At 69.9% G+C, this 24,101-nt stretch carries 25 protein-coding genes; 11 read left to right on the top strand and 14 right to left on the bottom strand.

From position 1 onward, the window contains the following. Window positions 1-120: 120 nt before the first annotated feature. Entirely contained in the window at window positions 121-1,704 is a 1,584-nt protein-coding gene (locus K6T25_RS11380; RefSeq protein WP_222914181.1) for a glutamate-cysteine ligase family protein, read from the top strand. A gap of 252 nt (window positions 1,705-1,956) precedes the next feature. Here K6T25_RS11380 and psmB read toward each other — a convergent pair whose 3' ends face one another. The 3 genes from psmB to K6T25_RS15885 all read right to left on the bottom strand — a co-directional run bounded on the left by psmB (window position 1,957) and on the right by K6T25_RS15885 (window position 3,446). Beyond that, window positions 1,957-2,682 carry an archaeal proteasome endopeptidase complex subunit beta gene (gene psmB / locus K6T25_RS11385; RefSeq protein WP_222914183.1) on the bottom strand — a complete coding sequence of 242 codons (726 nt, stop codon included), beginning with the start codon at window positions 2,680-2,682 and terminating at the stop codon, window positions 1,957-1,959. Between the two features lie 64 nt (window positions 2,683-2,746). Beyond that, window positions 2,747-2,974, bottom strand: coding sequence for a hypothetical protein (locus K6T25_RS11390; protein WP_222914185.1), 228 nt, complete (start codon window positions 2,972-2,974; stop codon window positions 2,747-2,749). Window positions 2,975-3,266: 292 nt separating this feature from the next. After that, a complete protein-coding gene (locus K6T25_RS15885; protein ID WP_486606332.1) occupies window positions 3,267-3,446 on the bottom strand; it encodes a DUF7317 family protein in 180 nt (59 codons plus the stop codon). A gap of 282 nt (window positions 3,447-3,728) precedes the next feature. Between K6T25_RS15885 and K6T25_RS11395 the strand changes: the two genes are divergently transcribed. Both K6T25_RS11395 and K6T25_RS11400 read left to right on the top strand, forming a co-directional pair. Next, window positions 3,729-4,091, top strand: a complete 363-nt coding sequence (locus K6T25_RS11395) for a DUF555 domain-containing protein (protein WP_222914187.1) — start codon at window positions 3,729-3,731, stop codon at window positions 4,089-4,091. A 67-nt stretch (window positions 4,092-4,158) separates the two neighbouring features. Beyond that, window positions 4,159-4,698, top strand: coding sequence for a CBS domain-containing protein (locus tag K6T25_RS11400; RefSeq protein WP_222914189.1), 540 nt, complete (start codon window positions 4,159-4,161; stop codon window positions 4,696-4,698). 26 nt (window positions 4,699-4,724) lie between these two features. Here K6T25_RS11400 and dnaJ read toward each other — a convergent pair whose 3' ends face one another. From dnaJ to K6T25_RS11425, 5 genes are all read right to left on the bottom strand, one after another. Next, window positions 4,725-5,903 carry a molecular chaperone DnaJ gene (gene dnaJ, locus K6T25_RS11405; protein WP_222914191.1) on the bottom strand — a complete coding sequence of 393 codons (1,179 nt, stop codon included), beginning with the start codon at window positions 5,901-5,903 and terminating at the stop codon, window positions 4,725-4,727. A 203-nt stretch (window positions 5,904-6,106) separates the two neighbouring features. Next, complete coding sequence (gene dnaK / locus K6T25_RS11410; protein WP_222914192.1) at window positions 6,107-8,035, bottom strand: molecular chaperone DnaK; 1,929 nt, start codon at window positions 8,033-8,035, stop codon at window positions 6,107-6,109. Between the two features lie 212 nt (window positions 8,036-8,247). Then, a complete protein-coding gene (locus K6T25_RS11415; RefSeq protein ID WP_222914194.1) occupies window positions 8,248-8,949 on the bottom strand; it encodes an alpha/beta hydrolase in 702 nt (233 codons plus the stop codon). A 139-nt stretch (window positions 8,950-9,088) separates the two neighbouring features. Beyond that, complete coding sequence (locus K6T25_RS11420) at window positions 9,089-9,712, bottom strand: nucleotide exchange factor GrpE (RefSeq protein ID WP_222914196.1); 624 nt, start codon at window positions 9,710-9,712, stop codon at window positions 9,089-9,091. A gap of 106 nt (window positions 9,713-9,818) precedes the next feature. Further along, a complete protein-coding gene (locus K6T25_RS11425) occupies window positions 9,819-10,064 on the bottom strand; it encodes a hypothetical protein (protein ID WP_222918096.1) in 246 nt (81 codons plus the stop codon). A 168-nt stretch (window positions 10,065-10,232) separates the two neighbouring features. Here K6T25_RS11425 and K6T25_RS11430 point away from each other — a divergent pair, with 168 nt between their 5' ends. Together K6T25_RS11430 and K6T25_RS11435 are read left to right on the top strand one after the other, a co-directional pair. Continuing rightward, window positions 10,233-11,078 carry a YihY/virulence factor BrkB family protein gene (locus tag K6T25_RS11430; protein ID WP_222914198.1) on the top strand — a complete coding sequence of 282 codons (846 nt, stop codon included), beginning with the start codon at window positions 10,233-10,235 and terminating at the stop codon, window positions 11,076-11,078. Between the two features lie 98 nt (window positions 11,079-11,176). Further along, a complete protein-coding gene (locus K6T25_RS11435) occupies window positions 11,177-12,523 on the top strand; it encodes a DEAD/DEAH box helicase (RefSeq protein ID WP_222914199.1) in 1,347 nt (448 codons plus the stop codon). A gap of 45 nt (window positions 12,524-12,568) precedes the next feature. On the opposite strand, the gene K6T25_RS11440 is transcribed toward K6T25_RS11435, so the two are convergent. After that, window positions 12,569-12,982, bottom strand: a complete 414-nt coding sequence (locus tag K6T25_RS11440) for a hypothetical protein (RefSeq protein ID WP_222914201.1) — start codon at window positions 12,980-12,982, stop codon at window positions 12,569-12,571. A gap of 134 nt (window positions 12,983-13,116) precedes the next feature. Between K6T25_RS11440 and K6T25_RS11445 the strand changes: the two genes are divergently transcribed. Beyond that, window positions 13,117-14,646, top strand: a complete 1,530-nt coding sequence (locus K6T25_RS11445) for a DUF790 family protein (RefSeq protein ID WP_222914203.1) — start codon at window positions 13,117-13,119, stop codon at window positions 14,644-14,646. A gap of 20 nt (window positions 14,647-14,666) precedes the next feature. On the opposite strand, the gene K6T25_RS11450 is transcribed toward K6T25_RS11445, so the two are convergent. Both K6T25_RS11450 and K6T25_RS11455 read right to left on the bottom strand, forming a co-directional pair. Then, window positions 14,667-15,215: a DUF7122 family protein gene (locus tag K6T25_RS11450; RefSeq protein WP_222914204.1), complete on the bottom strand. Its 549-nt coding sequence runs from the start codon at window positions 15,213-15,215 to the stop codon at window positions 14,667-14,669. After that, a complete protein-coding gene (locus K6T25_RS11455; RefSeq protein ID WP_222914206.1) occupies window positions 15,212-16,189 on the bottom strand; it encodes an RsmB/NOP family class I SAM-dependent RNA methyltransferase in 978 nt (325 codons plus the stop codon). Before K6T25_RS11455 ends, K6T25_RS11450 begins: the two co-directional genes overlap by 4 nt. A gap of 84 nt (window positions 16,190-16,273) precedes the next feature. Here K6T25_RS11455 and K6T25_RS11460 point away from each other — a divergent pair, with 84 nt between their 5' ends. The 3 genes from K6T25_RS11460 to K6T25_RS11470 all read left to right on the top strand — a co-directional run bounded on the left by K6T25_RS11460 (window position 16,274) and on the right by K6T25_RS11470 (window position 19,502). Then, window positions 16,274-17,017, top strand: coding sequence for a proteasome assembly chaperone family protein (locus K6T25_RS11460; protein WP_222914208.1), 744 nt, complete (start codon window positions 16,274-16,276; stop codon window positions 17,015-17,017). A gap of 197 nt (window positions 17,018-17,214) precedes the next feature. Beyond that, entirely contained in the window at window positions 17,215-18,333 is a 1,119-nt protein-coding gene (locus tag K6T25_RS11465) for a pyridoxal phosphate-dependent aminotransferase (protein ID WP_222914210.1), read from the top strand. Continuing rightward, complete coding sequence (locus tag K6T25_RS11470; RefSeq protein WP_425600867.1) at window positions 18,330-19,502, top strand: aminotransferase class V-fold PLP-dependent enzyme; 1,173 nt, start codon at window positions 18,330-18,332, stop codon at window positions 19,500-19,502. Before K6T25_RS11465 ends, K6T25_RS11470 begins: the two co-directional genes overlap by 4 nt. Window positions 19,503-19,548: 46 nt before the next feature. Here K6T25_RS11470 and K6T25_RS11475 read toward each other — a convergent pair whose 3' ends face one another. Beyond that, window positions 19,549-20,730 (bottom strand): redox-regulated ATPase YchF, encoded by a 1,182-nt coding sequence (locus K6T25_RS11475; RefSeq protein ID WP_222914212.1) that lies wholly within the window; start codon window positions 20,728-20,730, stop codon window positions 19,549-19,551. 112 nt (window positions 20,731-20,842) lie between these two features. Between K6T25_RS11475 and K6T25_RS11480 the strand changes: the two genes are divergently transcribed. Further along, window positions 20,843-21,037 (top strand): DUF5800 family protein, encoded by a 195-nt coding sequence (locus tag K6T25_RS11480; protein ID WP_222914214.1) that lies wholly within the window; start codon window positions 20,843-20,845, stop codon window positions 21,035-21,037. A 43-nt stretch (window positions 21,038-21,080) separates the two neighbouring features. On the opposite strand, the gene K6T25_RS11485 is transcribed toward K6T25_RS11480, so the two are convergent. Beyond that, complete coding sequence (locus K6T25_RS11485; protein ID WP_222914216.1) at window positions 21,081-21,863, bottom strand: ribonuclease H-like domain-containing protein; 783 nt, start codon at window positions 21,861-21,863, stop codon at window positions 21,081-21,083. A gap of 194 nt (window positions 21,864-22,057) precedes the next feature. On the opposite strand from K6T25_RS11485, the gene K6T25_RS11490 reads away from it, so the two are divergent. Next, complete coding sequence (locus K6T25_RS11490; protein ID WP_222914217.1) at window positions 22,058-22,762, top strand: SOS response-associated peptidase; 705 nt, start codon at window positions 22,058-22,060, stop codon at window positions 22,760-22,762. 313 nt (window positions 22,763-23,075) lie between these two features. On the opposite strand, the gene K6T25_RS11495 is transcribed toward K6T25_RS11490, so the two are convergent. Then, the gene (locus tag K6T25_RS11495; protein WP_222918019.1) at window positions 23,076-24,074 is read right to left on the bottom strand and encodes a tyrosine-type recombinase/integrase; all 999 of its coding nucleotides are present in this window, start codon (window positions 24,072-24,074) and stop codon (window positions 23,076-23,078) included. Window positions 24,075-24,101: the final 27 nt, after the last annotated feature.

The raw sequence follows: 24,101 nt of genomic DNA on the forward strand, positions 1-24,101 counted from the left end.
CGCCTTGCGACAGCGATACGCCGACATCCGAGCAGTAGGGTATCCATCCCGGGTCCCGACCGTGATATCGTGGCAGCCGACCCCGACGGCTTGAAGGACGCCGCGAATGCATCGGCGACTATGACTGACGCCGACGGGGGGCTCGCCGATCGGGTCCGAAGCGTGTTGGAGACTGACCCAGAGGAGTTCCGGCAGCGGGCGGAGGCGGACGCGGAGACCGTGAAGGCGGAGCTTCGCGACGGAACGTTCGACAACCACCAGTCGATCATCGGCCTGGAGTACGAGTTCTACGCCGTCTCGGAGGGGCGGTGGCGGGAAGGGGGCGAGGAGGACGTCGACGGGGCGGGGCAGGTCGCGGCCGACGTGAACGCCCCACATCTCAGCAGGGTTCCCCGCCGTCTGCTGGAGCTCATCGGCTTCGAGAAGGAGCTGGGGCTGCACAACGCCGAGATGACGACGAGCCCGCAGCCGCTCAACGCCGCCGGCGTGCGCGCGCAAGCGGCCGAGGTTCGCGCCCGGCTCGAGGCGGCCGAGGAGACGACCGGCGCCGAGGGGATGCGCCTCGTCTCGGACGCGATGTGGACGGTCCCGCCGGTCGGCGAGACCGCCCGCGAGTACCTCACCGACTCCGTCGAGGACGACGGCGTCCGCGTCGCGACCAACATGAGCGACGCCGTGCGCTATCACGCGATGGCCAACGGTCCCGGGTCGGAGTCGTTCTCGATCGACGCCCCGCACGTCGAGTTGACGGCGGACACGGTGCTGCCCGAGAGCCTCATCACGTCGATCCAGCCGCACTACCAGGTCGCACGCGCCGAGGACATCCCCCGGATCCACACCCTCGCGCTCCGGATCGCGGGACCGCTGCTCGCGCTCGGGGTCAACGCCCCGTTCTTCCCGCCGGACCTGTACGCCGACGACGCGACCGCGGCGGACGTCCTCGCGGACGGCTGGCACGAGAACCGCGTCGCGGTCTTCGAGTCGGTCCTCAACGAGGAGGGAGCCGAGAAGGTGACGTTCCCCGAGGACCTCGCCACCGTCGAGGAGGCGGTCGACCGCGTCGCCGCCGACCCGACGATCGTTCCGATGCCGGTCGCGGAAGGCAACCGCTTCGACGACGCGTTCGCGACGCTGCGTCGCAAACACGGCACCTTCTGGCGGTGGGTGCGCCCGGTGTTCGACGGCGCCACCCGCTCGGCCGCGAACGCGCGTATCGAGTTCCGACCGATCCCGGCTCAGCCGACCGTGAGCGACTCCGTCGCCTTCCTCGCGGCGTTCGCGGGCCTGCTGGAGAGCCTCCCCCGGCGGCGCCATCCCGTGTACGACCTCGACTGGGAACTCGCCCGCGACAACTTCTATGCGGCCGTTCGCGACGGGATCGAGGCGGATCTCTCGTGGATCACGACCGACGGCGTCGAGACGAGCGACGCCGACACGATCTTCGACGACCTGCTGTCGCACGCCGAGGCCGGCTTGGAGGACGTCGGCCTCTCGGAATCCGCGGCCGAGTCGTATCTCGCACCGCTGCGCTGGCGGGCCGAGGCGGGAGTGACACCCGCGGCGTGGAAGCGCCGTCGCGTCCGCGCGCGTCTCGACGACGGCGCAGACCTCGCCGACGCGATCCCCGCGATGCAGCGAACGTACGTCGAACGACAGCGCGAGACGCTGGTCGACGGGACGCTCGCCGACTGGGTCGACGAATAGCGCTTCGGGCGGGCAGTCCCTGCTCGACCGCGTCACCCCGCGAGTCAGGGTCGCCACGGCGGACGGGGGGACCGCCTCGCGGTCGGTGGTGGCTGTCGCCGGCGGTGAACAGGTGTGAGCCGCGCCCCGGTACCGCCTCGGTCGCCGTGATCCGCGCGCCGGAGGCCGTCGACGGCGCGTTCGCTGTCGGGGATAAAAAACGTCGGCGCCCCGAAGCTTCGGGTGCCGGGGACCGCGAGAACGGCCGTGGTCTCAGGCGGTGAGTTCGTCGACGTCCTTGTGCTTCGTGACCTCGACGCCCTCGTCGGTCACGACGCACATGTTGATGCCGTTGCCGGTGGCGGTGTCGCGCTCCAGCGCGGACTTGACCGCGCGGGCGGCGACGCGCTTCGCGTCGTCGATGGACAGGTCCTCGTCGTATTCCTGCTCGAGCACGCCCAGCGCGAACTGCGAGCCGGAGCCGGTGACCGTGTACTCCTCCTCGGTCATGCCGCCGGCCGCGTCGATGGAGTAGATGTGTGCGCCCTCGTCGTCGACGCCGCCGAGGATGGGCTGGACGATGAAGAACGCGCCAGAGCGGAGGAGGTTTCCGGTGAGCGTCGACAGCGCCTGCATGCTCATGTCCTTGCCGCGGCGAGTCTCGTAGAGGTTCGTCTCGGCTTTCAGCGTCTGGATGAGGTTCTGCGCCGCGGAGACCGACCCCGCGATGGTGAGCGCGCCCGTCGGGTGGATCTGCTCGACCTTCTGGACGTCCTTCGAGGAGACCATGCGACCCAGCGAGGCGCGCATGTCCGTCGCCAGCACGACGCCGTCCTCGGTTCGCAGGCCGACGGTCGTCGTTCCGGTCTTCATCTCGCCTTCGCCGGTCGACTGGGCACGACGCTCGTCGGCGTTGGGGAACTCCCCGAGTTCCGGCCCGAACACGGTTTCGTCGCCGCCGATGGCGTCGAGGTCCGCGAGGTCACTAGATGGTCGCATTGACATTCGATAGGGCTCCGCCGCTGATAAATGCACTCTTTCAGGAACTCGCCCGACGGCCACGCTATCGCTGGGTATCGTGGCCCTCGTCGGCGGTACCAGCGTCGCCTGCCGACTCCGCGGCGGCGTCGTAGGCGTCGTGGATGCGGGCGACGACCTGACCGAACGGGAGTGTCACCCCGGCCCGGCGGCCGAGGAGTACGACGGGGAACGCGAGGATCCCCGCGAGGACGGTGAGGTGATGGAGCGCGTTGAGTCCGACAGTTCGGACAGCGTGTGCGGCGTGCGTCATGACCGTTGACAGCCCAGGACCGTCTTCCAGTAATAACTCTTTCGTGGCGCGGGTGACAGCCTACCCCTCCGCAGTAGTGCGGTTTTGTCGATCGCACCCCGATCCGCCGTCGGAGCCGAATCAGCTCCGTGAGAACCGAGACGTTCGGAGGACCGACACACCGGATTCGCATACGTTACGAGAAACCCGCGGGTGTCGTGCGGGTTCCCATCCGACCGGACCGGCGGCGTGTGATGGAGCGTGCCGTGATGGACAGCGGAGTGGCGAGGAACGGGGCGACGACGAGGATCGATCAGTTCCGCAGGGACTCGGTCCGCGACCCCGACCGGGTGTCGGCTCCCGGGGCCACCTGTGCCCCGAGTGCCGACTCCAGTTCCGCCGGCGAGATGCCGCTCTGTGTGGCCGCCTGATCGACGGTGAGTGAGGTGCCGCGATACAGTGTCAGAGCCGTGGTCAGCGCTTTCAAGCACATTGGCTGAGTACACCGATACGACAGAGTTGTTGGTATTAACTCGTTCTAGTGAATACATAGTGTACTCACTGTTGTATGGCTGTAGAACAAAACAATATTCGAAATCTATTCTTTGAATCTGATTATATGTGTGTTTTGTCTCACCGAGATGATCGGGTTCTGCCCGCACCGATGTCGGACCGGATCGGACCGCATCCGTGGGGAGAGGTTACCTCGCCGGAGCCATCGAATGCCCGGCCCCGGAATCAACGGGTTATTGTCCACAGGTCGGCGAGTAGGTGTATGAGCAACTATCTCGTCGCGCTCGAGGCGGCCTGGTTGGTACGGGACGTGGAGGCGATCGACGACGCGATCGGCGTCGCCGTCAGTGAAGCCGGCCGTCGGCTGAACGAGGCGAACAAGGAGTTCGTCGACGTGGAAGTCGGCGCGACGCCGTGTCCCGCCTGTGGGGAGCCGTTCGACTCGGCGTTCATCGCCGCCTCGACGGCCCTCGTCGGGCTGATGCTGGAGATCGACGTGTTCAACGCCGACAGCGAGGAGCACGCCACTCGGATCGCGAAAAGCGAGATCGGCGGCGCCCTCCGCGACGTGCCGCTGGACGTGCTGGACGTGGTCGAGACGGAAGCCGACGACGAGGACGAGTGAGCCGCGACGGTCGGTAACCACCCGGTACGACCGAACGATTTTTAATTACCTTGGGTAATTCGGGTACATGGAACTCCCGACGCCGCAGGACCTGCGCGAGCGGCGGACGTCGCTTGATCTCACCCAGAGCGCGCTCGCCGAGCGCGCGGACGTGTCGCAGCCGCTGATCGCCCGTATCGAGGGCGGCGACGTGGACCCGCGCCTGTCGACGCTCCGGCGCATCGTCGAGGCGCTCGACGAGGTCGAGGGCGACGTGGTCCGCGCTCGCGACATCATGCACGAGTCGGTGATCAGCATCGCGCCCGACGACTCGGTTCGCGAGGCCGTCGACCTGATGGAGGAGGAGGCGTACTCCCAGCTTCCGGTGATCCAGAACGGCACCCCCGTCGGCTCCATCTCCTTTTCGGACGTGAACCAGGCGGGCGAGGACGCCGCGGAGCTCCCGGTCAGCGAGGTGATGTCGGAGTCGTTCCCGCCGGTGAGCCCGGACGCGACCGTCGACGAGATACGGAACCTACTGGAGCACTACAAGGCGGTCGTCGTCACCGACGGCGGCGACGCCATCGGGATCATCACCGAGGCGGACCTGGCGGCACAGTTGTCCTGAACCCGGGGCCGAACCCGCGGCCCCGTCTACAGCGAGTTCTTGATCTTCTCGAAGAACCCCTCGCTCACGTCGATCTTCTCGCCGCCCTCCTCCGCGAACGTCTTGAGCGCCTCTCGCTGCTCGGTCGTGAGGTCCTCGGGCGTGACGACCTGCACCTGCACGTAGAGGTCGCCGTTCCCGCGCCGCCGCAGTCGGGGCATCCCCTTCCCCTTCAGGCGGAACGTCTCGCCGCTTTGGGTGCCCGCGGGCACCTCGAACTCGACGCTCCCGTCGAGCGTCTCCAGTTGGATCGTGTCGCCGAACACCGCCTGCGGGAACGAGACTGGCTCGGTGAGGTGGAGGTCGGCGCCGTCGCGCTCGAAGCGGTCGTCGCCCTCGACGTGCACCTCGATGAGCAGGTCGCCGTCGCGGGCGCCGGGCTCGCCGGGCGCGCCCTCGCCGTCCATTCGGAGCGTCTGCCCGTCCTGGATCCCCGCGGGCACGTCGACGGAGAGACTGGCCTCCTCGCGCGTGACGCCCGAGCCGTCACACACCGCACAGTCCTCGGAGTACAGCTCCCCCTCGCCCTCACACCGCGGACACGTCCCGGTCTGCTGGACGCGCCCTAGCGGCGTCTGTTGGACCTGCCGCACCTGTCCGCGGCCGTCGCACTGCGGGCACGTCTGCACGTCGGCGTCCTCCGGATGACCGCTCCCGCCGCACTCCTCACAGCGGCTGGGTCGTGCGACCGAGAACTGCTTCGTGACGCCGTCGTGGGCCTCCTGCAGGTCGATCTCTAGGTTCGTCCGAAGGTCCTTCCCGGGCCGCGGGCCGCCGCGGCCGCCGCCCCCGCCGCCGAAGAACTCCTCGAAGATGTCGCCGAGGCCGCCCATTCCACCGCCGCCGCCCATCCCGCCGCCCATGCCGCCGCCGAAGGGACCGCCGCCCATCCCGCCGCCCGCGCCGCCGGGACCGCCGCCCTCGAACCCGCCGCGCTTCTCGGCCTGCTCGAACTGCTCGTGGCCCATCTGGTCGTACGCCTGGCGTTTCTCCTCGTCGGTGAGGACCTCCTTGGCCTTCTTGACCTGCTTGAACTTCTCCTCGGCGTCGGGTTCGTCGCTGACGTCCGGGTGATACTCGGTTGCCTTCTGGCGGTACGCCTGCTTGATCTCCTCCTCGGAGGCGTCCCGCGAGACCCCGAGCACGTCGTAAAAGTTCTCGCTCATTGGTTGTTCGTGGTTGGTCGCTCGTGCTATTTCAATCGCGTGGCTCGCGGGAGGACTGATCGATCTCGGTCTCGTGAGTGGACGAACCGACTACTCCTCGGTTTCGTCCTCGTCCACTTCAGAACCCTCGTTCCGCTCGCGTTCTGAAAATACGAAGAACTCGCTCCGCTCGCCCTTCGAGCCTCGGACGACTCCTCGGACGCTTACGCGTCCTCCTCGTCGTCCACGTCCTCGAAGTCGGCGTCGACGTACTCCTCGTCGTCGCCGTCGGCGGCCGCGCCCGCGTCGGGACCCTGACCGCCCATACCGCCCATGCCGCCCATACCGCCGGGACCGGCGCCCGCGGCGCCTTCGGGGCCGCCCGCGCCGCCGGGGCCGGCCTGGGCCTGCTGCTGGTACATCTGCTTGCCGATCTCCTGGAGCGCCTCCGAGAGCGACTCGGTGGCGTCCTCGATCGTCTCGGTCTCGGCGTCCTCGTCGGCGAGCACCTCCTCCAAGTCCTCGATCTCCTCGCGGATGTCGGACTCGAGGTCGTCGTCGATCTCCTCCTCGTTCTCCTCGAGGAGCGTCTCCGCGCGCTGGACCGCGCTCTCGGCCTCGTTGCGGGCCTCGATCCGGCGGCGACGTTCCTCGTCCTCCTCGGCGTGCTGCTCGGCCTCCTCCTGCATCTGCTCGATCTGCTCGTCGGAGAGGCCGGCGCCGCCCTCGATGGTGATCGACTCAGCGTTGCCCGAGCCCTGGTCCTCGGCTTCGACGTTCACGATGCCGTTCTCGTCGATGTTGAACGACACCTCGATCTGGGGGGTGCCCGCCGGCGCCGGCGGGATGCCGGTGAGCTGGAACTCGCCGAGCAGCTCGTTCTCCTCGGCGATCTCTCGTTCGCCCTGGAAGACGCGCACCTGCACCGAGGTCTGGTTCGCGGCCGCGGTCGTGAAGATCTTCGACTCCTCGGTCGGGATGGTCGTGTTCTTCTCGATAAGGCGCTCGAAGAGGCCGCCCTTCACCTCGATCCCCAGCGACAGCGGCGTCACGTCGAGCAGGACGAGGTCGTCCACGTCGCCCGAGAGGACGCCGCCCTGGATGGCCGCACCGAGCGCGACCGCCTCGTCGGGGTTGACGTTCTTCTTCGGCTCGGTGCCGAGGATCTCCTCGACTTTGTCCTGTACCTGCGGCATCCGGGTGGAGCCGCCCACGAGGATCACCTCGTCGATGTCGTCGGCGTCGTAGCCGGCGTCCGAGAGCGCCTGCTGGGTCGGCTCGACGGTGCGCTCGATGAGGTCCGAGGTGATGCTCTCGAACGTCGCGCGGGTGATCTCGGTTTCGAGGTGGACGGGACCGGAGTCGGTCGCCGTGATGAAGGGGAGATTGACGCTGGCCTGCTTGCGCGATGAGAGTTCGATCTTCGCCTCCTCGGCGGCGTCCTTCAGTCGCTGGAGCGCCTGCCGGTCCTCGCGGAGGTCGATCCCGTGGTCGTTCTGGAACTCCTCGGCGAGGTGGTCGATGATCGCCTCGTCCCAGTCGTCGCCGCCGAGGTCGTTGTCCCCGTTCGTGGCGACGACCTCGTACACGCCGCCGCCCAGGTCGAGCACGGACACGTCGAAGGTGCCGCCCCCGAGGTCGTACACCATGACGGTCTGGTCGGACTCGTCGTCGAGGCCGTACGCCATCGAGGCGGCGGTCGGCTCGTTGACGATGCGTTCGACGTCGAAGCCGGCGATCTCGCCGGCGTCCTTCGTCGCCTGGCGCTGCTTGTCGTTGAAGTACGCGGGCACCGTGATGACCGCCTTCTCCACGTCGTCGCCGAGGTACTCCTCGGCGTCGCGCTTGATCTTCTGGAGGATCATCGCCGAGATCTGCTGGGGCGTGTAGTCCTCGCCGTCGATCTCGACGGTGTGGCCCTCCTCGCCCATGTGCCGCTTGATCGACTGGATCGTGCGGTCCGGGTTCTGGACGGCCTGGTTCTTCGCGGGTTTGCCGACGAGCCGCTCGCCGTCGTCGGTGAACGCGACGACGGACGGCGTCGTTCGGTCGCCTTCGCCGTTCACGATGATCTCGGGGTCGTCACCCTCCATCACCGCGAACGCGGAGTTGGTGGTCCCGAGGTCGATTCCGAGGATCTTGTTTGTCGCCATCTTGGCCCCGAATAGCGCCGCGAGTCCGTTAAACGTTACTAGACAGAGCGTACCGCGGTCTCCGTGGTACCCGCTGCTGTCTTGCGATTCGAGCTATCTCGCGGTCGGACGAGTGACAACGCTTATCACGAACCGCGAATCCAGCCGACGAGCGGTCGGCAGATCGAACGGACGGCGCGATGTGCTCTCTTCCCCGACCGCTCGGTGGGTGTCTACCGGAGCGCGCCCGGCCCGTCGCGAAGCGCGGCGACGGCGTCCGCGACGATCGCCGTCCGTCCGGGCGACGCGAAGCACTCGTGTCCGCCGTCGTACAGCCGGATTCGGTCGGCCGGTAGCCGGTCGCCGATCGCGTCGACCCCGACGAGTCCGTCGGTCAACGTGCAGAACGCGACCGCCTCGTCGCCGGCGGCCGGCAGCGACGACTGCGCGCGTCGGATCTCCCGTACGAACGGGGGAGCCAAGCCGATCGCGTCGCGCGCGCTCGGCTCCGCGAGTTCGCCCAACGTTTCTCGGTCCGGTTCCACCGGGACGAGTTCCCTCCCCGTCGGAAGGAGTCCGAGCACGCGAAAGAGGACCCGTTGACTCGGGTGTAACCCCCACCACGGGCTGAGGTGGACGGCGCGCTCGGGCAACACGCCGGCGTCGATGGCGTGGGCGGCGATCAGTCCGCCGGTGCTGTGTGAGAGCACGCTGTCCGCGCTCGGTCCGTCGTCGACGGCGGCGGCGAGCGGGTCGAGATACTCGTCCTCGAAGCGTCGCACGTTCGTCGGGATCTCGACGGCGCGGGTTCGGAACCCGGCGTCCGCGAGTTCGTCGAGCAGCCAGCCGACGGCGGGCTGTTCGGGCGTGTTTCCCCAGCCCATCACGAACCACAGGGGGTCGCCGTCCGCGGGACCGTGAACGGTGACGTTCATACGTGCACGTCTTGACACGGCGACAAAACGGTACGCCTCCTCGTAGTCGAGCTCTCACCTCGTTCGCTCGAATCCGCTCACGGCTCGCTTCGCTCACCGTTCGCGCGTCGAGGCCTCACTTCGTTCGGCCTCACATCACTCACTCGCCGTCGCTGACGGTCACCTGCGCGGCTTCGATCACCTTGTCGGCCATCTCGTACCCCTGCTTGTACACGTCGGCGACCGTTCCCGCCGGATGCTCGGAGTCGACGCGCATCATCACCTCGTGGCGCTCGGGGTCGACCTCCTGCCCGGGTTCGGGGTCGATCACGGCGACGTTCTCCTCGCCGAGGACCCGATCGAACGTCTCCAGCGTGGACTCCACGCCGGGACGGATGTCGGCGCCCTCCTCTTGGTCGAGCGCGCGCACGAGGTTGTCCCGTACCTCGGTCAGGCGGCTCACGAGCGACTCGGTCGCCCGTGCCTTCTCCTGTTCCTGACGCTTCTTGGCACGCTTCTTGTAGTTCTGGAAGTCCGCTTTCGTCCGACGGAGGCTCGACTCCAACTCCTCAACGCGCTCGCCGGACTCGACGGCCTCGCGTTCGAGGGCCGCCACCTCCTTCGCCAGCGCGTCGTCGTACGCGGCCACCTCGTCGGCCAGCGCGGTCTCGGTCACCGCGTCGTCGCCGCGTTCCGTCGACGGGCTCGCGTCCGCGGTCGCCGCGTCGGCGGCGTCGGTCGCGTCCTCCGAGTCGTCGTGTCCGGCGTCCGCCTCTTCGCTCATACCCCACCGAAGCGGTCGCGCGGAGATACGGATTGCGGATCCGAGCGTGGCCGAGACTGTCGACCGGCAAGTAGCACACGAACGTTCGGCCGTCGCCCGCGCCGTCCTACTCGTCGCCCGCGCCGTCGTCGGCCTCGGCGGACTCGGCGGCGTCCCGCAGGTCGTCGATCCGGCTCGACAGCACCGACAGCGCCGCGTCGGCGTCCACGTACCCCCGGTCGTAGTCGCCGTACACGTCGTCCGCACCGGCGAGGAACCGCGAGACGGCCTCGTTCATTCCGGCGTCGGCCCCGTCGCCGCCGTCGCTCTCTTCGTGGTCCCCGTCGCCGTCGTGGGCCGCGTCGTCGCTCATGGCTTCCGGTTGGTCCGTGGGGCATGAGTGGCTTGCGGCGCGTGACGCGCGGAGGGTGTGGAGCGAGTACGAGGGGGATACCCAACCGCTCGGGCGCCGAGACACCACACGGTCGAAGATGTCACGATCCACCGTCCGGGCGCCCGAGCGCCGGCTTCCTCCGTCCACATGAGCGACGGGCGTTCGAGGGGGGCCGCGGCCATTCTCCGGGCCGTCATCGAACGCGCCCGCGACGAGTGGATCGGCTTCCTCGCGGCCGCCGTCGCCTACTACGCCCTCGTCTCGATCGTGCCGCTGACGGCGCTGATCGCGCTCGCGGTGGCGACGGTCGCCGGCGACGCGGTCGCGGGCTGGGTCCTCGCCGCGCTCGGGGACACGCTCTCGGGCGCCGGGCAGGAGGCGATCCGACGGGGTCTCACCACCGCGACCGCCCGGTCGCAGGCGACGGTCGTGGGGCTCCTCGTACTGTTGTGGGGCGGATCGCGGCTGTTTCGCGGGCTCGACCGCGCGTTCGGACGGGTGTACCGGACCGACGACGGCACCGACACGGTCGGGCACGCGCGCGACACCGTCCTGGTGCTCGTCGGCGTGTTGTCCATGGTCGTCGCCGTTGCGACGGTCGGCGCGGCCGCGGTCGCGATCGCACTCGCGGTCGCCACGGAACTCGACCAACTGCGTTCGCTTGCCGAGGTGCGGACCGCACTCGACGGGATGATGGACGGAGCCGTCGGCGTCGTCGCTCAGGTCGTGCTCATCGTCGCGCTTCTGTTCCCGGTGTACTACGTGCTCCCGAACGTGCCGGTGACCGTCCGGGACGCGGTCCCCGGCACCGTCATCGCCGCCGTCGGCTGGACTGTGCTGTTCGCCGGATTCGATCTGTACGTCGGTCTCGCGAGCGGGAGCGCGCTCTCTGGCGTTCTCGGCGGCGTCGTCGTGGTCGTGACGCTGCTGTACGTCGCGTCGTTCCTCCTGCTCGTGGGCGCCGTCGTCAACGCGGTGCTCGCCGAGGCGTGACCCGGGAGACGCGCGGAGCGAGCCACCGGTACGGAACGCCTCCGGAGCGTGGCCGCCCCGACGGCGGACTTATCCGGCACGGAGTCCCACCGCCGAGCGTGCCGTCGGTAACGCTCACCTACGAGGACGGGACGGTCGGGGTCGCGGGCACGTCCGAGGAGTCGCTTCCGGGCGTCGAGACCGACGACCGCTCCGGCACCCGGCGAGCCGCCGCCTACCGCTACCCGGCGCTGCGCGACGCGCTCCGGGAGGCCGGCCACGAGATCGACGACCACGTGCTCGATCTCCCGGAACTCCCGCCGCTCGACTCCGCCTACTCCCTCCGCGAGTACCAGCGCGAGGCGCTCGACGCCTGGGAGGCGAACGACCGCCGCGGGGTGCTCGAACTCCCGACCGGCAGCGGGAAGACCGTGATCGCGCTGGCGGCGATCGCGGCGACGGGGACGCCGGCGCTCGTCGTCGTCCCGACGGTCGACCTGCTGGAGCAGTGGCACCGGGAGCTGTCCGCCACGTTCGACGTGCCGGTTGGTCGCCTCGGCGGCGGCGAGCAGACCGTCGAGGCGCTCACCGTCGCCACCTACGACTCGGCGTACCTCCGCGCCGACGAGTTGGGCGACCGCTTCGGCCTGCTCGTCCTCGATGAGGTCCACCACCTCGGCGGCGAGGGCTATCGGGACATCGCGCGGCTGTTCGCCGCGCCCGCCCGCCTCGGGTTGACGGCGACGTTCGAGCGCCCCGACGGCGCCCACGAGGCCGTCGCGGAGCTGGTCGGCCCGGTCGTGTACGATCTCGACCCCGACGACCTCGCGGGCGAGCACCTCGCGGACTACGAGGTCCGCCGGGTCGAGGTGGAGCTGACCGACGCGGAGCGCGAACGGTACGAGGAGGCGCAGGGGACGTTCCTCGAGTACGTCCGCGAGGTGGGGATCACCTTCCGCTCGGGCTCCGACTACCAGGAACTGGTGAAGCGGTCGGGGAACGACCCGCGGGCTCGCGAGGCGCTGCTCGCCAAGCAGCGCGCCCGCGAGGTGATGATGAACGCCGACGCGAAGCTCGCGGAACTGTCCCGGATCCTCGACCGCCACCGCGGCGAGCGGGTCATCGTCTTCACGGCCCACACCGCGCTCGTGTACCGGATCTCCGAGCGGTTCCTTATCCCCGCTATCACCGCCGAGACCGGGACCGAGGAGCGTCGCGAGATCCTCTCGCGCTTCCGGGACGGTACCTACTCGCGGGTCGTCGCGGCGAACGTGCTCGACGAGGGCGTCGACGTGCCCGAGGCGAGCGTCGGCGTCATCCTCTCGGGCAGCGGCTCCGAGCGGGAGTTCACCCAGCGGCTCGGGCGGATCCTCCGGCCCGGGGCCGACGGCGCGAAGACGGCGACGCTGTACGAACTCGTGACGAACGAGACGGCCGAGGAACGGGTGGCGCGGCGGCGACGGTAGCGGGAGACGGAGCGAAACCGGAACAGTGCGCACGAACGCGCCGATTCAGACGATCTCGACGCGGATCGACCCGGACTGGCTGAACGACTCGAACGGCAGCGACGTGGGGACGGTCACGTCCGTTCGCTCGCCCGAGCCGACGGTCACCGCCTCGGAGGCCGTCTCCTCGGATTCGGAGCCGTCGACGGTCACGCTGGCAGTGACGATCACGGTTCCGGTCCGTTGCTCGCTGCCACGGTTCTCGACGGTCACGCGCACGAGCAGGTCGCCCTCGTCGCCCTCCACGTCGGTGAAGTCGGTGACGACGAGCCCTTCGCCCCCCGAGGCGGTCGCCTCCGGGGAGCGCGGCGGCGTCATCGGCCCCGACGGCTCGGCCGGCTCCGTACAGCCGGCGAGCGCGGCGAGGCCGCTGGCGGCCGCGAGGCGTGCGCCCGTCGCGAGCAGGCGCCGGCGGTTCACGTCTACCCGGTTTCGCGGATCCGGTATGAGCCTTGTCCATCGCGGCGTCCGTCGGTGGGGTGCCGAGACTGGAGGAATGAGGAACGACACCGCCGCCGCTTTATCGCCCGGAACAGTACACCCGGCGACGTTCCGTGATCACGAAGGACCTCCTGCGCGTCAGCCGCCGCGGCGGCTACCGCCCCCGGTTCGTCGCCGGCGACTCCGAGGCCCGTCGCCTCGCGGCACGCGTGTTCGGCGTCTATCAAGGCCACGTCGGCGAGCGCAAGGCCGATCTCGACGAGGCGCTTTCGGCGCTCGAACGCGAGGCCGACGACTACAAGCTCGTCCGCGGGTTCGCCGCGCTGCTCGATCGGGAGGCCACGTTCGAGACGCGGGCGCCGCTCCCGCCGCGGCGCGCCCGCCGGGTCGCCTTCGAGGCCGCGGAGACCGTCGGCGTGACGGGCGACGAGCAGCGCCCGGCGGCCCTCGACCGCGCGGGCGACCGCCTCGGCGTCGACCCCGCGGACATCGACTCGTCGCTGTACGCCGACCGCGACGCGAACCGCGTGCTCGCCGCCTTCGACCCGCGCTGGGACCCCGACGAGCTGCTCGTGCAGTACGACCTCTCGCTGGCACAGACGGCCCTGTTCGACGCGACGGAGGTGCGCGTTCGGTCGACGGACCCCAAGGCGCTCGTCTCGGCGGCCAAGCGGCTCGGCCTCCTGTACGAGATCCGCGTGCGCCACGGCGGCGGCCCGACCGATCGCGAGGTGGTCATCACCGGTCCGGACGCGCTGTTCCGCCGGACGCGACGCTACGGGACCGCCTTCGCCCGCCTGTTGCGCACCGTCGCGGGCACCGCCGACGAGTGGACGCTGGAGGCCGATATCGACGACCGCGGGCGCGAGTACCTGCTCGAACTCGACGACGGCGACGTGTCCGTGCCCGGCGTCGAGCCGCTCGCCGAGCCCGCGTTCGACTCCGGCGTCGAGGCCGACTTCGCCGCCCGGTTTCGCGCGCTCGACCTCGACTGGGACCTCACTAGGGAGCCGGAGCCGCTCGAAGTCGGTGCGAGCGTCATGATCCCCGACTTCGCGTTCGAGTACCGCCACGCCGACTACCGCGTGTTCTTCGAGGTGATGGGTTTCTGGACGCCCGAGTACGTCGAAAAGAAGCTCGCCCAGCTCGCGGACGTGGAGGACGTCGAACTGGTCGTCGCTGTCGACGAGAGCCTCGGCGTGGGCGAGGAGATCGCCGCCCGCGACCACCGCGTCGTCACCTACTCCGGGACCGTCCGCGTGAAGGACGTGGTCGACGTGCTCCGCGAGTACGAGGCCGAACTGGCCGACGAGGTGACCGCCGACCTGCCCGCCGAGTTGGACCCCGACGCCGACGTTGTCGCCGTCGACGACCTCGCCGCCGAGTACGGGGTGCCGACGGACGCCCTCGACGACGTGGGCTTCCCGGAACACCGGCGGATCGGCGGGACGCTCGTGCGGCCCGCGGTGCTGGACCGCGTCGGCGACGGGATCGAGCCGGGGATGTCGTACGCCGACGCCGAGGCGGTGCTGGCGGACGCCGGACTCACCGACGCCAGCGCGGCGCTGTCGGCGCTCGGCTACCGCGTCGAGTGGGAAGGGCTCGGGGGCGGGACGGTGCGCGAGCAGTCGGAGACGGTGTAGTAGCGCAGCGATCGGTCCGGCTACTCGCCGAGGTCGGGCAACTCCTCCTGGTACCCCTTCGGTACGACCGATCGAAGCTCGTCGTAGAGGTACAGCCCCACGCCGATGGGAACCCGACCGCCCGCGAGTTCGTGCGTGGCGATCAGGTATCCCCAGTCGCCGTCCCACTCCGGGAGGTCCTGATCGTGGCCGGCGGCGAACGCGGTTGCCTCGCCCGGCGACAGCTCGATGACGTTCCTCGTCGCGAGATGACCCCACTTCCTGACGGCCGTGGTCGTCGGTTTCCAGTGCTCCTGGCGGGTGCGCAGGACCGTCATCCCGACGCCCTCGCGCTCCTGCGGGCTGGGGAGACCGTCGGCGAAGACCCAGATCTTCCCCTTCCCCTTCTCCCAGAAGGTGTGGCCCTCGAACGTCCCCGAGTCGATCCCGAAGCGCTCGTCCCACCAGTCGAGTACCGCCTCGCGGGTCGCGCGCCCGTCGACCTCGCGCTCGTCCGCCGTCGCCGGCAGCCGGTCGAACTGGCCGCCGTCGTTGCCGGGGGCGCCCGCTCCATCGGCTGTGTCGCTCATGCCGCCACCTCCGCTTCCTCGTCCGCGTCGTCGCCGGCGGCCTCTCCGCCCCCGTCGCCACCCACGCGAAGCTTCGCGAGGAAGAACCCGCCCGTGTCGTTGTGGTGCGGGTAGATCCGCGTCGACCTCGCGACGCTCGGGTCGTACTCCTCGTCGTGCCACTCTGTCACCCCCGGAACCGACTCCAGGGGGCAGTCCCACTCGACGATCCGGCAGTCCTCCTCGCGGAGCACGTGATCCAGCACGGCCTCGTTCTCCTCGGGCGCGAACGTGCACGTCGAGTAGACGACCGTGCCGCCGGGCCGGGTCGCCTGCACCGCGCGGCGGAGGATCCCCTTCTGGACGCCGGCGACCTCGTGGACGTGATCCAGCGTCCACGTGTCGAACGCGTCGGGGTTCTTGCGGATCGTCCCCTCACAGGAGCACGGGGCGTCGACGAGCGTCGCGTCGAACGCCTCGAAGTCGAACCCGTTCAGCGAGTAGTTGCGCGCGTCCTGCTGGTCGACGACGAGGTTCGTCACGCCCAGTCGCTCGGCGTTGTGCCGCAGCGCCGACAGCCGCCCGAGGCTGGTGTCGTTGCCGACGAGGACTCCGGCGTCGTTCATCCGTGCGGCCACCTGCGTGGTCTTGCTCCCCGGCGCGGCACAGGTGTCCCACACGCGCGTGCCGGGCTCTGGGTCGAGCGCGAGCGCCGGGAGACAGGACACCTCCTCCTGCCCGTGCACCCAGCCGTGGGCGTACGGCCACGTCGTCCCCGGCGACCGGTCGGCCATCCGGAAGAGCCCGTCGTGCCAGCCGGCGCGCTCGTATTCGGTCCCCTCCTCGTCGAACGCGCGGGCGACGCGGTCGGCGTCGGCCGCGAGCGTGTTGACGCGCACGACCGACGGAAGCGGCCGCTCGCAGGCGGCCCGGAACGCCGCCTCGTCGTCGACGAGCGAGGCGTACCGGTCGAGTACGCCGCCGTCATCGTTCATACGCACGAATCCGTGCCGCCGCGGTTGTCCCTTTCGGACGGCGGCGCGACCTAGGTTTATGCCCGAGAGCGGTCGAGTACGCGTATGGGACATATCGACGTGGTCTCCGAGCGGTCGTTCGACGATCCGGTGCTCGTGGAGGGACTCCCGGGCGTCGGGCTGGTGGGGAAGATCGTCGCCGACCACCTCGTCGAGACGCTCGACATGGAGCTGTACGCGACCGTCCACTGCGACGGCCTCCCCGCGGCGGCCGCCTACGCCGCCGGCGACCGTGCCGTCACGACCCCGGTACGGCTGTACGCCGATGCCGACGCGGACCTACTCGTCCTCCAGTCGGACGTCCCCGTCACCCCGGACGCCGCCGAGGAGTTCGCGGGCTGTATCGAGGGCTGGTTCCGCGAGGAGTCGGTCACCCCGCTGTACATCGCGGGGCTCCGACGGGAGGGCGAGGGGGAGGAGCTGCCGACGCTGGCCGGACTCTCGGTCGCCGGCGCCGACGCGGTGCTGGACGGGCTCGATATCGCCGCTCCGGACTCGGCGGGGCTCGTTTCGGGCCCCACCGGCGCCCTCCTGGCGCACGCGATGGAGACGGACCTCCCGGCGGTCGGACTGGTCGTCGAGGTCGACCCGCAGTTCCCGGACCCCGCCGCCGCCCGCGCCGTTCTCGAGTCCGCCGTCGAGCCGATCACGGGCGTCGACGTGAACGTCGACCGGTTGGACGAGCAGGCCGAGCGCATCCAGCGCGCGAAAGAACAGCTCGCCGCGCAGCTCCGAGAGCAGGGGGAAGAGAACATCTCACAGGCACAGCGGCTCCGGATGTACCAGTGAGAAACCCCGGGTCGGATCGGACCTCTCGGATCGGGTCTCTCGGGTCGGATCGGCGGGTCGCCGCCGGTAGATCGGCGTCCGGAGGGTTCAAATGTCGGCTGGCGGGGATGGATCCCCACTTCGGTTTCAACGGACCACGTTCGCGGACCGTCGCGAACGGGGAAACGACTAACACCGCCGCCGCCGCGCGTTCTCACATGACGACCTTCTCCGATCGCGTCGAACGGATCTCCATCAGCGGCATCCGCGAGGTGTTCGAAGCCGCCGGCGCCGACGCCATCAACCTCGGGCTCGGCCAGCCCGACTTCCCGACGCCCGAACACGCCCGGCAAGCTGCGATCGACGCCATCGAGGCCGGCGACACCGACGCCTACACCGGCAACAAGGGTATCGAGGCGCTGCGCGAGGCGATCGCCGACAAGCACGCCCGTGACCAGGGGATCGATGTCGATCCTGGCGACGTGATCGCGACCGCCGGCGGCAGCGAGGCGCTCCACCTCGCGATGGAGGCGCACGTCGACGCCGGGCAGGAGGTCCTGATCCCGGACCCGGGGTTCGTCGCCTACGACGCCCTGACGAAGCTCGCGGGCGGCGAGCCTGTGCCGGTCCCGCTGCGCGAGGACCTGACGATCGACCCCGCCGCGGTCGAGGCGGCGATCACCGACGACACCGCCGCGTTCGTCGTCAACTCCCCCGGCAACCCCACGGGAACCGTCTCCTCGGAGGAGGACGTCCGCGAGTTCGCGCGGATCGCCCGCGAGCACGACGTGTTGTGCATCTCCGACGAGGTGTACGAGCACTTCGTGTTCGACGGCGACCACCGCTCGCCGATCGAGTTCGAACGCGACAACGTCGTCGTCGTCAACGCCGCCTCGAAGGCGTACTCGATGACCGGCTGGCGCCTCGGCTGGGTCACGGGCGCGAGCGACCGCATCGAGCGCATGCTGCGCGTCCACCAGTACGTCCAGGCGTGTGCCTCCGCGCCGGCGCAGTACGCCGCCGAGGCGGCCCTCTCCGGGCCGCAGGGGGTCGTCGACGAGATGCGCGAGGCGTACGAACGTCGGCGCGACCTCGTCGTCGACGGCCTCGCGGAGGCCGGACTCGACTGTCCGACGCCGGAGGGTGCCTTCTACGCGATGCCGCGCGTGCCCGAGGGGTTCGTCGACGAGTGTATCGAACGCGGCGTCGTCGTCGTCCCGGGCGAGGCGTTCGGCGAGCACGGCGCCGGCCACGCGCGCATCTCCTACGCCACCGGGGAGGACGACCTGGAGATGGCGCTGGATATCATGGCCGAGGCCGCGGAGGTGGTTCGGTGACGGCACCCGAGTTCGACCCGGATCCGGACGCCAAGCACGGCGAGCGCCCCGACTCGCCCGAGGCGCTGCGGGAGTCGATCCCCGCGTGCGACCGCGTCGCCTACTTCAACACGGGCGCGACCGGCCCCTCGCCGGGCCGCGTGCTCGACGCGTCGGCCGCGTGGGAGCGGTACCACAAGGTGGACGTGCTCGCCGAGTCGGACCCCTACGAGGTCGCGTTCGCCGAGTACGAGCGCCTCCGCGAGCGACTCGCCGCGTTCCTCGGCGCCCCGAGCGAGGCGGTCGGGCTGACCGAAAGCACCGCCGACGGGATCAGCGCGGTCGCCGCCGCGCTCGACTGGGAGTCCGGCGACGTGGTCGTCCGCACGGACCTCGAACATCCCGCCGGGACGCTCCCATTCGACCGCCTCGAGCGCCGTCACGGCGTCGAGGTGCGCGTCGTCGAGACCGAGGACGGCCGGATCGACACCGACGAGTTCGCCGACGCCGTCGCCGACGCGGATCTGGCGTGTTTCTCGTCGCTGTCGTGGAACTACGGCACCCGACTCCCAGTCCGGGAGCTGTGTGAGATCGCCGCCGACGCGGGCGCGTTCTCCCTCGTCGACGCGGTGCAGTCGCCGGGCCAGCGCCCGCTGTCGGTGCCCGAGTGGGGCGCCGACGCCGTCGCCTGCTCCGGACACAAGTGGTGTCTCGGGCCCTGGGGCGCCGGACTGTTGTACGTCGACCCGGCCGTCGAAGCGGATCTGCATCCCGCGCAGATCAGTTATCGAAGCGTCGAGTCGCCCGGCGCCGACGCGTACGAACTGAACCCCGGCGGCGCGCGCTTCGAGCGCGGAACCGCGTCGCTGGCGCCGCACGTCGGCCTCCGCGAGGCCGTCGAGACCATGGAGTCCGTCGGGCTCGAGGCCGTCCACGGGCGCGTGCTCGCCCTCTCGGATCGGCTGACCGACCGGCTCGACGGCGACCGACTGCTGTCGTCGGCCGACCCCGACTCGGGACTCGTGACGGTCGACGTGGCCGACCCCGAAGCGACCGTCGAACGCCTGCACGACGAGGGGATCGTGATCCGCGACATCCCCGATCCCGAGGCGGTTCGGGCGTCCGTGCACGCGTTCAACACCGAGTCGGAGGTCGATCGGCTCGCGGAGGCGCTGAACGCGGAGCAGTAGACGGGGACGACCCCTTCGCCCGTGGCGTCGGTGTCGGGGTGGACGGCTACGACGCCGTCGAGACGACCTTGATCACGTCGCCCTCCTCCAGTTCGGCGTCCTCCCCGATCCGTCGGTCTTCGCGCGCGTCGACGGCGTGGAGGTAGCCCTCGCCGATGTCGGTGTGGACGGCGTACGCGAGGTCGCGGGGGCCGCTGCCGCTCGGGAGCAGGAACGCGTCCGGGAGGACGTTTCCCCTCGCGTCGGTCCAGTGGGTCTCGTTTTGTACGGGGAAGGCGGTGATCAGATCGAGGAGTCCGTACACCGCCTCGTTCAGCGCCGCCTGAACCCCGGTCCCGCCGAACTCGTCCATTACCTCGCGGATCCGTTCGAGTCCCTCCGCCTGCTGGTCGCTGAGCTCGCCGACGATCTCGAAGTCCTCGTCGCCGGGGTCGTAGTCGACGACCCCGGCCTCGGCCGCCCGTCGGAGCGCGAGTTCGCCGTCGGCAGTCGCGGGGATCACGGGCTTGTCGGTCTCGCGCAGGCGCTCGATGTTCCCCGCCGGCGCGATGTCGGCCTTGTTCGCCACGAGCACGATCGGCTTCGTGCGGGCGCGGATCGCCGCCGCGAGCTCGTCGCGGTCCTCGTCGCTCCACTGGATCGGGTCGTCGGGATACTCCAGCCCGCGGAGGACGATCGTCACGTCGTGTTCGGTCGCGCCGAACCCCGTCAACAGGTCCGTGAGCGCCTCCTCCAGATCGAAGTCGGGCGAGCGCGACTTGCGCTCGACGGACTCCCAGTTACGGTCGAGGATGCCCGCGAGCCACGCGTCCATCTCCGCCTCGACGAAGTCGACCTCCTCGACGGGGTCGTACTCGCCGACCTCGACGGGCTCCCCCTCGGCGTTCGTCGCGCCCGCGGCGTCGACGACCTGCAGGATCACGTCGGCGTCGGTCAGCGCGTCGAGGAACTGATTGCCGAGCCCCTTCCCCTCGTGAGCGCCCGGCACCAGCCCTGCCACGTCGAGCAGTTCGACGGGAACGTAGCGCGTGCCGTCGTGACAGTCCTCGTCGCCGCAGCGCTCCTCGCGTTCGAGGCACGGGCAGTCGGTACGGACGTGGGTGACGCCCCGGTTCGGGTCGATCGTGGTGAACGGGTAGTTGCCCACGTCCACGTCGGCCATCGTCGCGGCCGTGTAGAAGGTGGACTTGCCCGCGTTGGGCTTGCCCGCGAGCGCGATGGATATCATGGAGAGCACTCGACTGTGCCGCCGAAAGGCGTTTTCGGTCCCGGGGGCTCGGGCCGTCGCCGCTCCCGGCCGGTGCCGTTCGTTTAAATATTCCCGACGGCTACGGTCGGCCATGACCGCGCTTTCGTTCGACGAGACCGGCGTCGACGTCGTCTACGAGGGGACCGAGTTCCGACTGGAGAAGGAGCTGATCGAGGAAGCGACCCGTAAGTCGTACATGGACGTGACCGACCACGAGGTGCTGCAGATCGTCGAGGAGTCGCCGTCGCTGTCGGGCGAGCCGCGTCGCATCGGTGACATCGTCTGAAGCGGGCCGCCGCCCGGGAGGGATCGCGTTCGACGGCGGTTCGCTACGACTCGCCGAGCGTCGTTCCGATCGGGTCGTCGCCGTCGGGAACCGTCTCCCGGTGGAGCCGCCCGGCTACTTCATCCGCGAGCGTCCGTAGGTTCACCGTGTCGTCGCGGTTGTACGAGATCAGCCGCTCCAGCGATCGCTCGTCGCCACGCTCGTACTCGTGCCACAGTCGGACCGCATCACGGCCGGTGATGTCGGGCCCGTCGCGGGCGATGCCCACCTCCGTCTCGATGGGTTTCAACCCACCTGTCAGCCCGAGCGTTCGACAGGGGTACATGAGATCGAGGTGGGGCGTGTCGATCTCCATGTCGAAGGAGGTTTCGAGGAAGGGCACGTCGAAGCTCGTTCCGTTGAACGTCACCAGGAGATCGGCGTCGCGGAACTGCTCTCGCAGCGACTCCGCCGAGAGGTCCCGCCCCTGCACGAGCGTCGTCGTCTCGCCGTCCCGGTGAAACGAGACGGTGGTGACGCGGTCGCGGTCGTGCGAGAGACCGGTCGTCTCGATGTCGAAGAAGCACGCGCCGTCGCGGAAGTCCTCGTACAGCCGCCAGCGCTCGCCCGACGGGAACGCCCGATCGAAGAAGGGGGCGTCGCGGTCGTCGAGGCGTTCGGTCGCCTCGTCGATGAACGACTCGATGCGCGAGGCCGTCGTCGCGCCGACGCCCGGCGCGCGGTCCTGCCGGAACTCCCCCCACTCGCGGATCCCGTTCTCCCACATGCGGCGCTCGGTCGTCGCGCCGACTCCCTCGACCGGAATGAAACTGTTTCTGATGCGCATGGTGTGTCCGCGACCGCGGGGGCGAGGTGTCGCCCGAGCCGCGGCCGCCGTGTTGGTCGATGTGGAGTCACACCGAGGCTAAAGGGTTCTGTTGCGATCCGTCCGACTGTCCGTCTGCCGTCCACCGGCGGCGACCGATGCAGCGGGGAGACCCACGCGGTACGGTTATTCCCTCGGCGCTCCTCCGGGTCGGTATGTGCGGTCGCTACTCGCTCACGCTCTCCGCCGGCGATCTCGCCGAGCGGTTCGACGCCACCGCGCCCGACGACTGGGAGCCGCGGTACAACTGCGCGCCGGGGCAGGACCTCCCCGTCGCCGCCGGCGACGCTCCCGACGAGTTCCGCCGGATGACGTGGGGGTACACCCCGCCGGAGGCCGACGACGCCCGAGACCTGATCAACGCCCGAACCGAGACCGTCGACGAGAAGCACGCCTTCGCGGAGTCGTTCGAATCGCGCCGCTGTCTGGTGCCCGCGGACGGCTTCTACGAGTGGAGCGACCACGAAGGCAGGAAGCGTCCGTACCGAGTGGCCTTCGAGGACGAGCGCGCGTTCGCCATGGCCGGCATCCACGCGACGTGGGAGCCGCCGACGCCGGGGCGGCAGGCCGGCCTCGGCGAGTGGGGCGGCGGGAGCGAGGACGGCGCGGGCGACGAGCGGGTCGAGGCGTTCGCCGTGCTCACGACGGAGCCGAACGAGTTGGTGGCCGATCTCCACCACCGGATGGCGGTCGTGCTCCCGCGCGACCGGGAGCGCGACTGGCTCGCGGGGGAGGTCGGGAAACCGGACCTCCTCGCACCGTACCCCGGCGACGACATGCGGTACTACCCGGTCTCGACCCGCGTGAACTCCCCCGCGAACGACGAGCCGTCGCTGATCGAGGAGCGGACCGCTCGGTGACCGTGCGCCGATCGCTCGCGGTTCACCGCGCTCGTGGCCGAAGTCGCCGATTCGACGGTCGAGTGACGCCGTCGCGGTCGAGGCGCGCTCGCGGGTGCCACCGAGAGTAGCCGGGCCGCTCGCCGTTCTCCGAGCCTCGAGATACTTCGCCATATCGAACCGGATTCAATATAGCGATATACAATTTACCCGACTGACAGCGAACTCCGGATACACGAGTGTACCGATCCAACGAGCGTCCGATGAGTTGCCCCGTGGAGCGATCGGCCGATCGGAGCGGCGTCGACGAGAGCGTCCCCACGCCGCCGTTCCGCTACTCCAACAGCGAGTAGATGTGTTCGTCGTACGTCTCCCGGACGTTGTCGCCCCAGTTGTGGGTGTAGGTGTCGATGATGTCGTCGCCGACGTCGCCGCGGAGGTACTTCACGACGCCGCGGTCGCCGGTCCGGTCCCGCAGGTGGGTCGTGAAGAAGTGCCGGAAGTAGTGGGGCGTCACGTTCTCGGTCGCCCCGGCCCCGCGCTCGTACCAGCCGGCGTCCTCGGCGTGTGTTCGGACGATGCGGCCGACTTGTTCGGGTGTGAGGCGCTCGCCCCATCCGCTCCCGGTGCCCACGAACAGGGGCTCGGCCGGCGAGACGGCGTCGGGGCGGATCGCGAGCCACCGGACGAGCGTTTCCGACAGCTCGTCGTCGACCGGGATCACCGTTCCGCGCTTGCGTTTGTTCGAGGCGGTCCGCTCCTCGCCGTTGTACGACTCGCCGATCGACGGCTCGCTGGCGACGAACAGCGAGTCCGGTCGGCCGTCCAACTGGGCGCGCGTCCCCGCGTTGTCCCCCGCGGGACCCCGTGAGATGGTCAGATCTCGACGGTCGAGGTTGCACAGTTCGCCGACGCGCATCCCCGTCTTCAGCAGCGTGACGACCAGCGCCCGCTCCAACGGGTGGGCGATGCCGCCGACGAAGCGCCGCATTCGCGGCACGGAGATCTCCCGGCGAGCGGGGTCGGTGTCGATCCGCTCGTCGAGCTCCTCCATCACCAGCGCCATCGGGTTCGCGTCGAACGCCCCCACCTGCGTCATGTACGCGAAGAAGCGGTGCAGGTACGCCGCGTACGTCGCCGTCGTCGACTCCGCAAGGTCCGGATCGCGGCGCAGTTCGTGGACGAACGCCATGCAGTCGCGGTGGGAGGCCGCCGCCGCCTCGCTCGCGCCGTCCGCCGGTCCCCGACCCTCCTCCGTGAGGAACGACTCGAACCGTCGGAGCACGCGGCCGTACTCCGCCCGCGTCCGCCGACTCTTCCCGTGAAGTTCCATGTCCTCGAGGAAGTACCCGATCGGACC

Source organism: Halobaculum rubrum (assembly GCF_019880225.1).
Classification (GTDB): domain Archaea; phylum Halobacteriota; class Halobacteria; order Halobacteriales; family Haloferacaceae; genus Halobaculum; species Halobaculum rubrum.

Bases quoted from the DNA above. Each gene is read 5' to 3' on its own strand.
- K6T25_RS15885 (WP_486606332.1), bottom strand. From the start codon at position 3,446: ATGTGCTTGAAAGCGCTGACCACGGCTCTGACACTGTATCGCGGCACC.
- K6T25_RS11495 (WP_222918019.1), bottom strand. From the start codon at position 24,074: ATGGAACTTCACGGGAAGAGTCGGCGGACGCGGGCGGAGTACGGCCGC.
- K6T25_RS11455 (WP_222914206.1), bottom strand. From the start codon at position 16,189: ATGAACGATGACGGCGGCGTACTCGACCGGTACGCCTCGCTCGTCGAC.
- K6T25_RS11425 (WP_222918096.1), bottom strand. From the start codon at position 10,064: ATGAGCGACGACGCGGCCCACGACGGCGACGGGGACCACGAAGAGAGC.
- dnaK (WP_222914192.1), bottom strand. From the start codon at position 8,035: ATGGCGACAAACAAGATCCTCGGAATCGACCTCGGGACCACCAACTCC.
- K6T25_RS11460 (WP_222914208.1), top strand. From the start codon at position 16,274: ATGGGACATATCGACGTGGTCTCCGAGCGGTCGTTCGACGATCCGGTG.
- K6T25_RS11395 (WP_222914187.1), top strand. From the start codon at position 3,729: ATGAGCAACTATCTCGTCGCGCTCGAGGCGGCCTGGTTGGTACGGGAC.
- K6T25_RS11415 (WP_222914194.1), bottom strand. From the start codon at position 8,949: ATGAACGTCACCGTTCACGGTCCCGCGGACGGCGACCCCCTGTGGTTC.
- K6T25_RS11485 (WP_222914216.1), bottom strand. From the start codon at position 21,863: ATGCGCATCAGAAACAGTTTCATTCCGGTCGAGGGAGTCGGCGCGACG.
- psmB (WP_222914183.1), bottom strand. From the start codon at position 2,682: ATGCGACCATCTAGTGACCTCGCGGACCTCGACGCCATCGGCGGCGAC.
- K6T25_RS11480 (WP_222914214.1), top strand. From the start codon at position 20,843: ATGACCGCGCTTTCGTTCGACGAGACCGGCGTCGACGTCGTCTACGAG.
- K6T25_RS11465 (WP_222914210.1), top strand. From the start codon at position 17,215: ATGACGACCTTCTCCGATCGCGTCGAACGGATCTCCATCAGCGGCATC.
- K6T25_RS11390 (WP_222914185.1), bottom strand. From the start codon at position 2,974: ATGACGCACGCCGCACACGCTGTCCGAACTGTCGGACTCAACGCGCTC.
- K6T25_RS11430 (WP_222914198.1), top strand. From the start codon at position 10,233: ATGAGCGACGGGCGTTCGAGGGGGGCCGCGGCCATTCTCCGGGCCGTC.
- K6T25_RS11490 (WP_222914217.1), top strand. From the start codon at position 22,058: ATGTGCGGTCGCTACTCGCTCACGCTCTCCGCCGGCGATCTCGCCGAG.
- K6T25_RS11420 (WP_222914196.1), bottom strand. From the start codon at position 9,712: ATGAGCGAAGAGGCGGACGCCGGACACGACGACTCGGAGGACGCGACC.
- dnaJ (WP_222914191.1), bottom strand. From the start codon at position 5,903: ATGAGCGAGAACTTTTACGACGTGCTCGGGGTCTCGCGGGACGCCTCC.
- K6T25_RS11380 (WP_222914181.1), top strand. From the start codon at position 121: ATGACTGACGCCGACGGGGGGCTCGCCGATCGGGTCCGAAGCGTGTTG.
- K6T25_RS11400 (WP_222914189.1), top strand. From the start codon at position 4,159: ATGGAACTCCCGACGCCGCAGGACCTGCGCGAGCGGCGGACGTCGCTT.
- K6T25_RS11450 (WP_222914204.1), bottom strand. From the start codon at position 15,215: ATGAGCGACACAGCCGATGGAGCGGGCGCCCCCGGCAACGACGGCGGC.
- K6T25_RS11475 (WP_222914212.1), bottom strand. From the start codon at position 20,730: ATGATATCCATCGCGCTCGCGGGCAAGCCCAACGCGGGCAAGTCCACC.